Source organism: Pantoea sp. S-LA4, assembly GCF_054482835.1.
Map to the genome: position 1 here is coordinate 422028 of NZ_JBTLRC010000002.1, position 14520 is coordinate 436547.

The window sequence follows — 14520 nt, forward strand, 5'->3', positions numbered from 1 at the left end:
TCAGCGGCGCGGGATGCCCAGCACCTCGGCTTCCCGCGTCTCGCCCGACAGCAACTGTCGGGTCGCGCCATCCCAGTAAACCCGACCATCGACAATCACTACGCTGCGCGGCGCGATCTGCTGCGCATCTTCCAGACTGTGCGACACCATCAGCAGCGTGATGCTGCGCGCTTCACACACCGAGCGCACCAGCTGCAGCATTTCGCTGCGCAGCGCCGGGTCGAGCGCCGAAAACGGCTCATCCAGCAGCAGCACTGGCCGGTCACGCAGCAGGCAGCGCGCCAGCGCCACGCGCTGACGTTGTCCACCCGACAGCTCGCCCGGCAGCCGCGCCAGCAGATCGCCCAGCCCCACCTGTTCGGCCAGCGCAGCCAGCTGCTGACGCTGATCGGCGTTCAGTTTCAATCCCGGATGCAATCCCAGCGCCATGTTCTGCTGCACGCTGAGGTGCGGAAACAGGTTGTTCTCCTGAAACAGCATCGAAACCGGCCGCCTGGCCGGTACGCTGTGGCTGTGGTCCTGACCATCAATCAGCAGCGTGCCCTGACGAATCGGCAGAAATCCGGCGATCAGACTGAGCAACGTGCTTTTTCCCGCCCCGCTTGGGCCGAGGATCGCCAGACGCTCGCCGCGCCCGGCGTGCAGGCTGAAGCGCATCGGCAGATGCTGATAAAGGTAGGTAAGGTTATTCAGAGTCAGCATGGCGGCCCGGTAATTTTTCCATCAGGGTGAACAGCAACAAACAGAGTAACAGCAGCAGCAGGGCGGTCACTGCGCCATCGGCACCGCGATAGGCACCGATCTGTTGATAAAGGTAGAACGGCAGCGTGCGGAAGTCGGCGTTACCAAACAGCGCCACGACACCAAAATCACCAATCGACAGCACGCAGGCAAACGCCAGCGCCTGCGCCAGCGGACGCTTCAGCGCCCGCAGTTCAATCAGTCGCAGCCGGTTCCAGCCGTGGATATCCAGTGATTCGCAGAGTCTGCCGTAGCGCCCGGCGACGTCACGCATCGGGTTTTCCAGCACTTTCAGCGCATAGGGAATGGCGATCAGCGCATTGGTGAAGATCACCAGCCCATCCGCCGAGTCCGGCAGGCCGACGGTGGCGTTAAACAGCAAAAAGAAACCGGTCGCCAGCACGATCCCGGGCATGGCCAGAATCAGCATACCGCTGGTGTCGATCAGCTGCGCCGCGACCGGATGCTGGCGCAGTCGCAACTCGCGACTGCTCCACAGCAGCATCAGCGTCAGTGTGACACAGAGCAGACCGGCACCCAGCGCAATACGCAACGAGGTCAGCGTCGCCTGCCACAGTGCTGGCTGGGCCAGCGCGCCGCGCAACCCGCCGTGCAAACCATCCACCACCACTGCCGCCAGCGGCGGCAACAGCAGCAGTAACGCCAGCACAATCAGCAGGCCATCGGTCAGCTGCGCCAGGCGCGAATCCTGCGGATCGCGCCAGCCGTGCAGCTGGCTGGTGCCGACGGGAATCGCCTTGCTGAAACGCTGGCTAAGCAGCACCAGCGTCAGACAGCAGCCGAGCTGGATCAGCGCCAGCAGGGCGGCCCGTCCGGGATCGTAGTCGTAACTGAGCGCCTGGAAGATCGCCAGTTCAATGGTGGTGGCCTGCGGCCCGCCGCCCAGCGAAAGCACGGTGGCGAAGCTGGCGAAGCAGAGCATAAAGATCAGCGCGCCGGTCGGCAGCAGCTGACGACGCAGCCACGGCCACTCCAGCAAGCGAAAGTGGTGCCAGCCGCGCAGATCAAGCTGCGCCGCCAGCTGGCGCTGTTCCGCCGGAATACTTTCCAGCGCCTGCAGCATCAGGCGCGTCGCCAGCGGCAGGTTAAAAAAGACGTGTGCCAGCAAAATGCCCTGCAACCCATAGGGCGAGAAGCGATAATCGATGCCGATCAGCTGACAAATCTGCGCCAGCCAGCCGACGCGACCATAGACCGTCAGCAAGCCGAACACCGCCACCAGCACCGGCAGCACCAGCGTCATGGCGCACAGGCGCAGCAATAACTGGCGGCCGGGAAAGCGGCGTCGATAAAGGGCGCGGGCCAGCGGCAGGGCGGGCAGCAGCGACAGCAGGGCAGAGAGCAGCGCCTGACCAAAGGAGAAGGCGATAACGTGATGCAGATACGCGTCCTGCAGCACGCTGCGCCAGTCGGTGACCGGCGCGGCATTCCACAGTGAGCCAAAGGCGAACAGCGCCACGCTGATTAACAGCAGCGTGGCGAGCGAACCAGGAATCAGCCAGCGCGGCATCAGCGGCTGACGGCGCGTTGCCACTGGCTAATCCAGCCTGAACGCTGGCTGGCAACCTCTTCCGGCGAGTATTGCAGCGCGGTGGCGGGCACCTTCAGTGTCGAAAATCCGGCCGGCAGGGTGGTGTTGATCACCGGATACATCCAGTTGCCGGTCGGGATGGTGTTCTGGAACGCAGGCGACACCATAAATTGCATGAACTGCTGCGCCAGTTTCGGCTGTTTGCTGCTGGCTAACTGTGCGGCGACCTCAACCTGCAGATAGTGACCTTCGGCAAACGGCGCGGCGGCGTAGTTCTCTTTTTTCTCTTCGATGAGGTGGTAGGCCGGCGAGGTGGTATAGCTCAGCACCAGATCGCCTTCCCCTTTTAGAAACAGGCCGTAGGCTTCACTCCAGCCCTTGGTGACGGTCACGGTTTTCTGCGCCAGCTTTTGCCACGCCTGCGGTGCCTGATCGCCATAGACTTTTTGCATCCACAGCAGCAGACCTAATCCCGGCGTACTGGTGCGCGGATCTTCGTAGATCACCCGCCATTTTTCCGGGCTCTCTACCAGCTCTTTCAGGCTTTTCGGCGGATTTTTCAGGCGGGTTTTGTCATAGACGAAGGCGAAATAGCCGTAGTCAAACGGGATAAAGGTGCTGTCGTGCCAGCCGCCCGGTAGCGTTAGTTGCGCGGTATCGACCTGACTGGCGGCGAACAGGCCGGTTTTTTGCGCCGCCTGCAGCAGGTTGTTATCCAGTCCCAGTACCACATCGGCTTTGCTGTTTTTGCCTTCCATCCGCACGCGATTCAGCAGCGATACGCCATCTTCCAGCGTGACAAATTTCAGTTCGCAGTCGCACTGCGCTTCAAAGGCTTTTTTAATCGCCGGGCCTGGGCCCCAGTCAGCGGAGAAGGAGTCGTAGGTGTAGACCGTGAGCACCGGTTTAGCCGCCAGGACCGGCGTGGAGAGTAACAGCAGCAGTGGCAGAACTTTGTTTAACACTTTGCGCTCCTTCGGGAGAATAGGGGATGAGTCGCAAAGGATCTGAGCAGCAGGTCTCTCAAATCCCTACGTCGGTATTAACCGAATCAGGTTCGACGGGTCTTTCTCAGCCGCACGCGGCACCCCGTTGAGAACGTCACATTCTAGTCATTTCAGCCGTAGCGCGAAAGCGTTACAGCGCGGGCGGCGCAAACCAGGCCGATTTAAAATCGAACCAGCCCAGCGTATTCATCCGTACGCCGCGCATACTGCGCTGACCTTCCAGCAGCAGCCAGTGATGAAACAGTGGATGCAGCCCGGCGTCTTCCACTAACCGCTTACTCCATTCCGCCAGCGGCAGCGCCTTTTCGCGCCAGCGGGCGGCATCAGCCTGCCAGTCAATCGGCAGGCAGTGATGCAGCAGCGGGATCTCATACAGCTGCGCAAACAGTGAATAATTCAGCGGCAGGGTAAAGTTCACGCTGCCGAGCCAGATGTCACTTTCCGCTTCACCCTGATACCAGCTTTCGTAGCTGATCTCGCGGGTCTCCAGCGTGACGCCGTGCTGCGCCAGCAGCGGACGCAATGCATTGGCGATCCCTTCGTGCTCGACGTGCTGGCTATACCAGGTCAGCGTCAGATGGGTCAGGCCGGGCGGCTTTTCTACCGGCGTCAGATCGCGCCGGTGATGCCAGCGCGGCAGCAGGCCATAGGCTGGAAACCAGTAGCGCTGATAACCCACGCCAGCATGATTGAGCAGGGCGATAGGGTTAAACAGATAGCTGACCCAGCGCCGTATCGCCTCGTCGCGGCCCTTCTCTGAGCGCTGATCGAACAGCAAATAGTAGCAACCCTCTTCGAGGCGGCTCTCTTCCTGCACCTCATCTGCGCCGTCGCCCTGCAGACGTACGCCCGCATAGACCAGTTCGTCGCTGATATCCGGCAAGACCCAGATAGAGACGTCATCAATCAGGGCGCGAAAGCCGAAGTAATCATCAAAGGCTTCAATCTTCAGCTGGCTTTCCTGATTGCGGATCACGCTGTACGGGCCGGTGCCAATCGGCTGGCGGGCAAAGTCGCGCAGCGTCGGCCACTCGCGCGGCAGGATCATGGCGCTGACGCTGGCCAGCAACCAGGGTAACCAGTCGTCGGGCTGGTTTAAGGTGATATCCAGCGTCCAGGGCGCGGGCGAGTCGATCTGCTGAATGTGGGAAAACAGCGGCTGCTGGCGCTGACGTTCCAGCGAATCGATCACGTCGGCCATCTCCAGCTCGCGACCATGATGAAAGCGAATCGCCGGACGCAGAAAGAAGCGCCAGTGTAGCGGGGAGGTTTGCTGCCAGTGGTGGGCGATATCAGCCTCGATTTCCCCGTTTTCCTCATTTATGCGCGTCAGGCCGTTGAAAATCTGGCGGGCAATATGGGTTTCGGAGCGGCGCAGGGCGGAGCCGGGTTGAAGATTAAGCAGCGGACGGTAGTAAAGCACCCGCAGAATGTGTTTGCCCTGGCGGAAGCTGCGGCCAAGGTGGGCGCCAATCATCTGCCTGACCTGATTTTTATCGCCGACCAGCTGCACCAGCTGATCGATGCGATCCTGCTCCAGCAGATCCTCCGCCCGCTGCTGCTGTAGCGCCAGGCCGGTGTAGCAAAAAGTGAGCTGCGAGCGCTTACCGCGTCCGGCCTCAGCCTGCCAGATCAACCAGCCGGCAGCCTGCATCCGGTTGAGTAAATTACGCATATGACGACGCGAGCAGTGCAGCAGGTCAGCCAGTTCACTGAGGGTGATCTCCTGCGTCTGACCCTGACAGCTTTGCCACAGGCGAATAAACTGCTGCTTCAGACGAGATGAGGACATAAAAGAGGAACTCCTGCTGAAAAGCGCTCTGTTTTTCTTGCCCTATTTTAAGGGCAAACTTTCCCTTATGGGAAGAGCGGGAGGCATTCAGCAATGAATGGCGTTCGACCCTCATGCCGCTGTTCAGCGGGATGCTTTTCTGAGTAGGGTGCATTTACACCGCCAGCAGATGATCTCTGCTGGCTTTTTTCATGCTGCACGGTATCGTCTACCCTTCTTCTCTTCCCCTGTTCATCCTGTAAGGGATTTCGGTATGAAATCGCTGTTAACGCGGCAGCGCCGCATCAATCCGGTCTATCTCGCTTTTATGGTCGCCTCGTTCATGCTGGGCGTGGCCGGTGCGCTGCAGGCACCGACGCTCAGCCTGTTTTTAACCCGCGAGGTGCAGGCTCGCCCATTCTGGGTCGGGCTGTTTTTCACCATCAACGCGGTGGCCGGTATCGTGGTGAGTATGCTGGTGGCGAAGCGATCGGACAGCGTCGGCGATCGCCGTAACATCATTCTGTTCTGCTGCCTGATGGCGCTGGTCAATGCGCTGCTGTTTGCTTTTACCCGCCATTATCTGACGCTGATTACCCTTGGGGTGCTACTGTCGGCGCTGGCCAGCGTGTCGATGCCGCAACTGTTCGCGCTGGCGCGTGAATATGCCGATCAGTCGGCGCGGGAAGCGGTGATGTTCAGTTCAGTGATGCGTGCGCAGCTGTCGCTGGCGTGGGTAATCGGACCGCCGCTGTCATTCGCGCTGGCGCTGAACTACGGCTTCGTAACGCTGTTTATGGTGGCGGCAGCACTGTTTCTGATCTGCATTCTGCTGGTGTGGTTTACTCTGCCGTCGGTACCGCGTGCCACACCACTGCTGCAAAGCGGCGGCCTGCCGCTGAGCGGCTGGCGCGACCGGGATGTGCGTTTACTGTTCATCGCCTCGGTGACCATGTGGACCTGCAATACCATGTATATCATCGATATGCCGCTCTACATCAGTACCACGCTGGGATTGCCGGAAAAGCTGGCCGGCCTGCTGATGGGCACCGCCGCCGGGCTGGAGATCCCGGTGATGCTGCTGGCCGGACATTACGCCCGTAAAGTGGGCAAACGGCGGCTGATGTTGCTGGCCGTGGCGGCCGGTGTGCTGTTCTACCTCGGGCTGGTGCTGTTTAATTCGCGTACCTCTTTGATGGTGCTGCAGCTGTTTAATGCGGTCTTTGTCGGGATTATCGCCGGGATCGGCATGTTGTGGTTTCAGGATTTAATGCCGGGGCGGCCAGGTGCGGCGACAACGATGTTCACTAACTCCATTTCAACCGGCATGATTCTGGCGGGAGTGATTCAGGGAACCCTGAGTGAGCGGCTGGGACATGAGGCGGTTTACTGGCTGGCGTTTGGGCTGGCGATAGTGGCTTTGGTGATGTCGGCGCGGGTGCGCGACGTATAAAGAAGCAGGGCGACGTCAGCGTCGCCCTGTCATGATGATCAGCGCAGGTAGGCTGGTTGATTCTGCTCATACTGCGAGATTGACGCTTCATGCTGCAGCGTCAGGCCGATGCTGTCGAGGCCGTTGATCATGCAGTGACGGCGGAAGCTGTCGAGCTCAAACGGATAGACTTTATCTCCCGCAGTGACCGTCTGGGCTTCCAGATCGACCGTAAAGCGAATGCCGGGCTGGGCCGCCACCAGTTTAAACATCTCATCCACTTCCTGTTCGCTTAATTTCACCGGCAGCAGCTGGTTATTGAAGCTGTTGCCGTAAAAAATGTCAGCGAAGCTCGGCGCAATCACCACGTGAAAACCGAAATCGGTCAGCGCCCACGGCGCATGCTCACGAGAAGAGCCGCAGCCGAAGTTTTCGCGCGCCAGCAGAATGCTGGTGCCTTTGAACTCCGGCTTGTTGAGTACAAAACCGGGTGTCGGCACCGTACCGGCATCATCTTCAAAGCGCCAGTCGTGGAACAGATGCTGGCCGAAACCGGTACGGGTCACTTTCTGTAAAAACTGCTTAGGAATGATGGCGTCAGTATCAACGTTAGCCGCATCCAGTGGCGCAACAATGCCGGTGTGTTGGGTAAATTTATTCGCCATGACTCAGGCTCCTGTCAGTTGACGGATGTCAGCAAAATGGCCGGTGACGGCAGCTGCCGCAGCCATTGCCGGGCTGACCAGATGCGTCCGGCCACCGCGGCCCTGACGACCTTCAAAATTGCGGTTGCTGGTTGAGGCGCAGCGCTCGCCCGGATTCAGGCGGTCGTTGTTCATCGCCAGACACATTGAGCAACCTGGCAGACGCCATTCAAAACCCGCTTCCAGGAAGATTTTATCCAGACCTTCCGCTTCGGCCTGGGCTTTGACCGGGCCGGAACCCGGCACCACCATGGCGATCACGCCTGGCGCAACTTTACGACCTTTGGCGATGGCGGCCGCGGCACGCAGATCTTCAATGCGTGAGTTGGTGCAGGAGCCGATAAAGACTTTATCAATCGCCACATCGGTCAGCTTAATGCCCGGCTGCAGATTCATGTAGGCCAGCGCTTTCTCCGCTGAAGCACGCTCGACCGGATCGGCGAACGAGGCGGGATTCGGGATCACCTGATCGACGGCAATCACCTGACCCGGATTGGTACCCCAGGTAACCTGAGGAGCGATCTCTTCTGCGTGCAGAGTGACGACTGCATCAAATTTCGCGCCTTCATCGGACTTCAGCGTGCGCCAGTACGCGACAGCCTGTTCCCATTTCTCATCTTTCGGCGAGAACTGACGGCCCTTCAGGTAGTTGAAGGTAGTGTCATCCGGCGCAACCAGACCCGCTTTGGCACCCATCTCAATCGCCATATTACACAGGGTCATGCGGCCTTCCATACTCAGCGCTTCAATCGCCGGACCGCAGAACTCCACCACATGACCGGTGCCGCCCGCGCTGCCGGTTTTACCGATGATGGCCAGCACGATATCTTTGGCGGTAATGCCGGTTGCGGCTTCGCCCAGCACTTCAATTTTCATGGTTTTCGCCCGACCTTGTTTCAGCGTCTGGGTCGCGAACACATGTTCCACTTCTGAGGTGCCGATACCAAAGGCCAGCGAGCCAAAGGCGCCGTGCGTGGCGGTGTGTGAGTCGCCGCAGACGATGGTCATGCCCGGCAGCGTCATACCCTGCTCAGGACCGATAACGTGGACGATGCCCTGGAACGGGTGGTTCAGGTCATAGAGCTGGACGCCAAACTCGGCGCAGTTTTTCATCAGCTCCTGCATCTGAATACGGGCCATCTCACCTGAGGCGTTAATGTCTTTGGTCTGGGTAGAGACGTTGTGATCCATGGTGGCGAAGGTCTTTTCGGGCTGACGGACTTTACGCCCGTGCGCGCGCAGACCGTCGAACGCCTGAGGTGACGTCACTTCATGGATCAGGTGGCGATCGATGTAGAGTAACGGCGTTTCGTTCGGCGCTTCGTGGACGACATGTGCATCAAATAACTTCTGGTATAACGTTTTCATTATTTTATTTTTCCTCGGCGATAAAGCGGGCGATGATGCTGCCCATCTCATCTGTGCTGATCGCTGGGCCGTCACCGGCTAAATCTTTGGTGCGGTAGCCCTCTTCCAGCGCCCGGCTGATGGCGCGCTCAATGCTGTCGGCGGCGTCATCGGCATTCAGGCTGTAACGTAACAGCAGCGCCAGTGACAGGATCTGCGCCACCGGGTTAGCGATGTTCTGACCGGCGATATCAGGCGCAGAGCCGCCCGCCGGTTCAAACAGACCAAAACCTTCTTCGTTCAGGCTGGCGGAAGGCAGCATGCCCATTGAGCCGGTGATCATGGCGCACTCATCAGAGAGAATGTCACCGAACAGGTTAGAGCAGAGCAGTACATCAAACTGCGACGGGTCTTTGATCAACTGCATGGTGGCATTGTCGATGTACATGTGGCTCAGCTCGACATCCGGATACTCTTTAGCGATCTCATTGACGATCTCACGCCACATCACTGAGGTCTGCAGCACGTTGGCTTTGTCGATGGAGGTCACTTTATGACGACGCTTGCGCGCTGACTCAAAGGCGATGCGGGCGATGCGTTCAATTTCGAAACGGTGGTAAACCTCGGTATCAAAGGCCCGCTCGTGCGGACCGCTGCCTTCACGGCCTTTCGGCTGGCCGAAGTAGATGCCGCCGGTCAGTTCGCGCACGCACAGAATGTCGAAACCTTTAGCTGCGATGTCGCTGCGCAGCGGACAAAAGGCTTCCAGCCCGCTGTAGAGCGCTGCCGGACGCAGGTTACTGAACAGACGGAAATGTTTACGCAACGGCAGCAGCGCACCACGCTCAGGCTGCGAGGCGGGCGGCAGGTGTTCCCACTTAGGTCCGCCAACCGAACCGAACAGAATGGCGTCCGCCTGCTCACAGCCAGCAACGGTGGCTGGCGGTAACGGTTCGCCATGCTGGTCGATGGCGATGCCGCCGACGGCGTATTCGCTGGTGGTGATGCGCATGTCGAAGCGCTGACGAATCGCGTCTAACACTTTCATTGCCTGCGCCATCACTTCAGGGCCGATACCGTCACCCGGTAACACTGCGATATGGGAAGAACTGGACATAGTTATACCGTTTCCTTCTGATCTTTAAATTTGCGCTGCAATTCTTGCTCAACCTGTCTGGCGCGCCAGATGTTGTTCAGGGCGTTCACCATCGCTTTGGCGGAGGATTCGACGATATCGGTCGCCAGACCGACGCCGTGGAACTTACGGCCGTTGTAGCTCACAACGATATCCACCTGACCCAGCGCATTTTCGCCGTGGCCTTTGGCGGTCAGTTTGTAGTTCACCAGCTCTGCATCCAGCTGGGTGATGCGATTGATCGCCTGGTAGACGGCATCCACCGGGCCATTGCCGGTTGCGGCATCCGATTTATTCTCGTCGCCACAGCCCAGATTGACCGAGGCAGTGGCGGTAATGCTGGAGCCGGTCTGGACATTAAATTCGTGCAGCTGGAAATGTTCCGGTTCTTCATTCTGTTTATTGATAAAGGCCAGCGCTTCCAGGTCGTAATCAAATACCTGACCTTTCTTATCCGCCAGCTTCAGGAAGGCGTCGTACAGGGTATCCAGGTTGTAATCACGTTCTGCGTAGCCCATCTCTTCCATGCGGTGTTTGACCGCCGCACGGCCTGAGCGCGAGGTCAGGTTGAGCTGAATTTTGTGCAGGCCAATCGATTCAGGCGTCAGGATTTCATAGTTTTCGCGGTTCTTCAGCACGCCATCCTGGTGAATACCGGAGGAGTGGGCGAAAGCGTTAGAGCCGACCACCGCTTTGTTCGCCGGGATCGGCATATTGCAGATCTGGCTGACCATCTGGCTGGTGCGGTAGATTTCCTGATGATTGATATTGGTGTGGACGTTCATGATCTGCTGGCGGGTTTTGATCGCCATGATCACCTCTTCCAGCGCACAGTTACCGGCACGTTCGCCCAGGCCGTTCAGCGTTCCTTCAACCTGACGCGCGCCTGCCTGCACGGCGGCGAGGGCGTTACCGGTCGCCATGCCCAGGTCATCATGGGTATGCACAGAGAGAATCGCTTTATCGATGTTTGGCACGCGCTGAATTAACTGGCTGATGATGTGCGCATATTCGCCTGGCAGGGTATAGCCAACGGTGTCGGGGATGTTGATGGTGCGGGCACCGGCGTTAATCGCCGCTTCTACCATCCGGCACAGATCATCAAGCGGGGTCCGGCCGCCATCTTCACAGGAGAACTCGACGTCATCGGTATAATTGCGGGCGCGTTTCACCATCTTCACCGCACGCTCAATCACCTCTGGCAGCGTACTGCGCAGTTTAGTGGCGATGTGCATCGGCGACGTCGCGATGAAAGTATGAATACGGAAGGCTTCGGCAACGCGCAGTGATTCGTAAGCGGCGTCAATATCTTTCTCTACACAGCGCGCCAGACCGCAGACCCGGCTGTTTTTAATGGTGCGAGCGATAGTCTGTACGGATTCAAAATCACCGGGAGAAGAGACCGGAAAACCAACCTCCATAACGTCAACGCCCATGCGCTCCAGCGCTAATGCGATCTGCAATTTTTCTTTCACACTCAGGCTGGCCTGTAATGCCTGCTCACCGTCGCGCAGAGTGGTATCGAAAATAATGACTTGCTGGCTCATCGTAATCATCCTTATGCATTTCTCTTGCCTTGCAACGAGCATAAAAAAACCCGCGACAGGCGCGGGTTTTTAACTTTCAGCAGGTTTGAATCAGTGTTTGATTCCGCCCACAAGTCTACCGCGCAAACTGAATGCGTTTAGTAGTAGACCGAGTAGGCGAGAAGAACGAAACATGGATTCAAACCTCATAAAATTTTGTGCTGCACATATTGGTACTGGAATCGCCCAGCGATGTCAACCTTGAATGAAGGGCTATTTTTTGCGGCGATGAAGGAAAATATTCTGTCAGATATCGGTGAAGCAGCGTAATGCACAGCAGCGTACGCGGTGCGGGTTAAAACGGGTTGCTGTGGGCGGTGTGATGACGCCTGTTGTTTTTTAATTTATTGAAATTAAAAGGTTATTCGATTTCTCTGTCACGCAGCCTGGTGACAATTATTTTCGCCTGTTCAGCATAATCGTATGAACTTTTATGGTTTTAAGGTTAATTACGCCAGAAAAGAAATGAGACAGGAAATTGTGGGCTGTGTCAGGCGGCAATAACTTTTCGCTATTTCTTAGATCGCGCTGAAAATAATTTCATCGCCAGCATTTTCCTCTGCGGTTCTGCGGCGTAATTAGTTTAATCGGCGTAGCCCTTTCTTATCGCGCAGAGCCTTTACGTTCGCACGGTTTAATTTGCGCGAGTTTGCGGTTTGCCTGCCAGGTTAACTGCGGTTATGGTAATCGACCTACTCTCAAAACAATGAACTCAACAGAATTCTCTGTATCCGGACAGCGGAATGCGTTTCCGTCGTGCGGGCATAAACATAAGGTTTTGATCTTACATTGGCAAAGCAGGTATCGGGGTGACGTAACGCGCAAGGCACGTTAGCGCAGCCCGGTCCTCACGCCTGGAGGCAGAAGATGGAGATGTTGTCAGGAGCCGAAATGGTCGTCCGTTCGTTAATCGATCAGGGCGTTAAGCAGGTATTCGGTTATCCGGGTGGCGCGGTATTAGATATTTACGACGCGCTGCAAACCGTCGGAGGTATCGACCACGTTCTGGTGCGCCATGAACAGGGCGCGGTGCACATGGCTGATGGCCTGGCGCGCGCGACCGGCGAAGTCGGCGTGGTGCTGGTGACGTCCGGACCCGGCGCCACCAATGCGATTACCGGTATCGCAACCGCCTATATGGATTCAATCCCGCTGGTGATTCTGTCGGGCCAGGTGCCGTCGTCGCTGATCGGCTATGACGCCTTTCAGGAGTGCGACATGGTCGGCATCTCCCGTCCGGTGGTGAAACACAGTTTCCTGGTGAAAAACACCGAAGAGATCCCGACGGTGCTGAAAAAAGCATTCTGGCTGGCCTCCACGGGACGTCCGGGACCGGTGGTGATCGATCTGCCGAAGGACATTCTGAATCCGGCCAACAAACTGCCTTATCACTGGCCGGAAGAAGTGAGCATGCGCTCTTATAACCCGACGATTCAGGGGCATAAAGGGCAGATCAAGCGCGCACTGAATACGCTGCTGGCCGCGCACAAACCGGTGATGTATGTCGGCGGGGGTGCCATTACCGCAGGCTGTGAGGCGGAGCTGCTGCAGCTGGCGGAGAGCCTGAATATTCCGGTGACCACCTCGCTGATGGGGCTGGGTGCGTTTCCTGGCACTCATCGTCAGTGCGTGGGGATGCTGGGGATGCACGGCACTTACGAAGCCAACATGACGATGCACAACGCTGACCTGATTTTTGGCGTCGGGGTGCGCTTTGATGACCGTACCACCAATAACCTGGCAAAATATTGCCCGGATGCCACGGTGATGCACATCGATATCGATCCGACCTCCATTTCGAAAACGGTGGCGGCCGATATTCCCATCGTGGGTGATGCCCGCCAGGTGCTGCAGCAGATGCTGGAGTTACTGGCGCAAACCGACAGCAAACAGCCGCTCGATAGCCTGCGCGACTGGTGGCAGTCGATAGAGGGCTGGCGCAGTCGTCACTGCCTGGAGTTTGATCGCACCAGCGCGAAAATCAAGCCGCAGGCGGTCATCGAAACCATCTGCCGCCTGACAAAAGGTGACGCCTATGTCACCTCTGACGTTGGTCAGCATCAGATGTTCGCAGCGCTCTACTACCAGTTTGATAAGCCACGCCGCTGGATCAACTCCGGTGGCCTCGGCACCATGGGCTTTGGCCTGCCGGCGGCGCTGGGTGTGAAAATGGCATTGCCGGATGAAACCGTTATTTGTGTCACCGGTGACGGCAGTATCCAGATGAACATTCAGGAGCTCTCCACCGCGCTGCAGTACAATCTGCCAGTGCTGGTGCTGAACCTCAACAACCGTTTCCTTGGCATGGTGAAGCAGTGGCAGGATATGATCTATTCTGGCCGTCACTCCCAGTCTTATATGGAGTCGCTGCCCGATTTTGTCCGTCTGGCTGAAGCCTACGGCCATGTGGGGATCGCCATTGAGCATCCGGCTGAGCTGGAAGAGAAGCTGGCGCTGGCGCTGGAAACGCTGGCGCAGGGCCGTCTGGTGTTTGTGGATGTCACCGTCGACGGCAGCGAGCACGTTTACCCGATGCAGATTCGCGGTGGCAGCATGGATGAGATGTGGTTAAGCAAAACGGAGAGGACATAACTATGCGTCGCATTTTATCGGTTCTGCTGGAGAACGAATCCGGCGCATTATCCCGCGTCGTCGGCCTGTTCTCACAGCGCGGATATAACATCGAAAGTCTGACCGTTGCGCCAACCGACGATCCGACCCTGTCGCGGATGACCATTCAGACGGTCGGCGATCAGAAGGTGCTGGAGCAGATTGAGAAGCAACTGCACAAGCTGGTAGACGTGCTGCGCGTCACCGAGCTGGGGCAGGGCGCTTACGTTGAACGCGAGATCATGTTGGTGAAGATTCAGGCCAGTGGCTACGGCCGGGAAGAGGTAAAGCGCAACGCGGAGATCTTCCGGGGTCAGATCATCGACGTGACGCCAACGCTGTACACGGTTCAGCTGGCGGGCACCAGTGACAAACTGGACGCTTTCCTGGCGACGGTGCGTGACGTGGCGGAAATTGTTGAAGTCGCACGCTCCGGTATCGTCGGCGTGTCACGCGGCGATCGCATCATGCGTTAATCACGCTACGTCATCACTCAGGATGTCTCTAACCCGGCGAAATGCCGGGTTTTTTTATTTTTTATGCGCCAGGCGGGTTACATTCAGAAAAGCGGTTGCTCCGCGCACTTTTCTGCTGTTAGATGATAACCATGAGTTGTCCATAGCTTAACTGCGGCT

Annotated in this window: 12 protein-coding genes and 1 riboswitch; of the genes, 3 read left to right on the forward strand and 9 right to left on the reverse strand. The window is 57.8% G+C overall.

Annotated elements, in window-relative coordinates:
* The 4 genes from thiQ to sgrR all read right to left on the reverse strand — a co-directional run bounded on the left by thiQ (position 1) and on the right by sgrR (position 5092).
* Positions 1-702, reverse strand: coding sequence for a thiamine ABC transporter ATP-binding protein ThiQ (thiQ, locus tag ACX3P5_RS02755; protein ID WP_233985321.1), 702 nt, complete (start codon positions 700-702; stop codon positions 1-3).
* The gene (gene thiP, locus ACX3P5_RS02760) at positions 686-2296 is read right to left on the reverse strand and encodes a thiamine/thiamine pyrophosphate ABC transporter permease ThiP (protein ID WP_233985320.1); all 1611 of its coding nucleotides are present in this window, start codon (positions 2294-2296) and stop codon (positions 686-688) included. Before thiP ends, thiQ begins: the two co-directional genes overlap by 17 nt.
* Complete coding sequence (gene thiB, locus ACX3P5_RS02765; RefSeq protein ID WP_233985319.1) at positions 2272-3258, reverse strand: thiamine ABC transporter substrate binding subunit; 987 nt, start codon at positions 3256-3258, stop codon at positions 2272-2274. Before thiB ends, thiP begins: the two co-directional genes overlap by 25 nt.
* 45 nt (positions 3259-3303) lie before the next feature.
* A riboswitch (TPP riboswitch) is annotated at positions 3304-3395 on the reverse strand.
* A gap of 35 nt (positions 3396-3430) precedes the next feature.
* The gene (gene sgrR / locus ACX3P5_RS02770; protein WP_336755859.1) at positions 3431-5092 is read right to left on the reverse strand and encodes an HTH-type transcriptional regulator SgrR; all 1662 of its coding nucleotides are present in this window, start codon (positions 5090-5092) and stop codon (positions 3431-3433) included.
* A gap of 253 nt (positions 5093-5345) precedes the next feature.
* On the opposite strand from sgrR, the gene ACX3P5_RS02775 reads away from it, so the two are divergent.
* Complete coding sequence (locus ACX3P5_RS02775) at positions 5346-6524, forward strand: MFS transporter (protein WP_336755858.1); 1179 nt, start codon at positions 5346-5348, stop codon at positions 6522-6524.
* A 38-nt stretch (positions 6525-6562) separates the two neighbouring features.
* On the opposite strand, the gene leuD is transcribed toward ACX3P5_RS02775, so the two are convergent.
* From leuD to leuL, 5 genes are all read right to left on the reverse strand, one after another.
* On the reverse strand, positions 6563-7168 hold the full coding sequence (gene leuD / locus ACX3P5_RS02780) for a 3-isopropylmalate dehydratase small subunit (RefSeq protein ID WP_094119250.1): 606 nt from the start codon (positions 7166-7168) through the stop codon (positions 6563-6565).
* Positions 7169-7171: 3 nt separating this feature from the next.
* Positions 7172-8575 (reverse strand): 3-isopropylmalate dehydratase large subunit, encoded by a 1404-nt coding sequence (gene leuC / locus ACX3P5_RS02785; protein WP_094119251.1) that lies wholly within the window; start codon positions 8573-8575, stop codon positions 7172-7174.
* Between the two features lie 4 nt (positions 8576-8579).
* A complete protein-coding gene (gene leuB / locus ACX3P5_RS02790) occupies positions 8580-9671 on the reverse strand; it encodes a 3-isopropylmalate dehydrogenase (RefSeq protein ID WP_233985315.1) in 1092 nt (363 codons plus the stop codon).
* A gap of 2 nt (positions 9672-9673) precedes the next feature.
* Complete coding sequence (gene leuA / locus ACX3P5_RS02795; RefSeq protein ID WP_458968267.1) at positions 9674-11236, reverse strand: 2-isopropylmalate synthase; 1563 nt, start codon at positions 11234-11236, stop codon at positions 9674-9676.
* A 90-nt stretch (positions 11237-11326) separates the two neighbouring features.
* Positions 11327-11425 (reverse strand): leu operon leader peptide, encoded by a 99-nt coding sequence (gene leuL / locus ACX3P5_RS02800; RefSeq protein WP_193387671.1) that lies wholly within the window; start codon positions 11423-11425, stop codon positions 11327-11329.
* A 717-nt stretch (positions 11426-12142) separates the two neighbouring features.
* Between leuL and ilvI the strand changes: the two genes are divergently transcribed.
* Together ilvI and ilvN are read left to right on the forward strand one after the other, a co-directional pair.
* The gene (ilvI, locus tag ACX3P5_RS02805) at positions 12143-13867 is read left to right on the forward strand and encodes an acetolactate synthase 3 large subunit (protein ID WP_233985313.1); all 1725 of its coding nucleotides are present in this window, start codon (positions 12143-12145) and stop codon (positions 13865-13867) included.
* A 2-nt stretch (positions 13868-13869) separates the two neighbouring features.
* The gene (gene ilvN, locus ACX3P5_RS02810) at positions 13870-14361 is read left to right on the forward strand and encodes an acetolactate synthase small subunit (protein WP_233985312.1); all 492 of its coding nucleotides are present in this window, start codon (positions 13870-13872) and stop codon (positions 14359-14361) included.
* Positions 14362-14520: the final 159 nt, after the last annotated feature.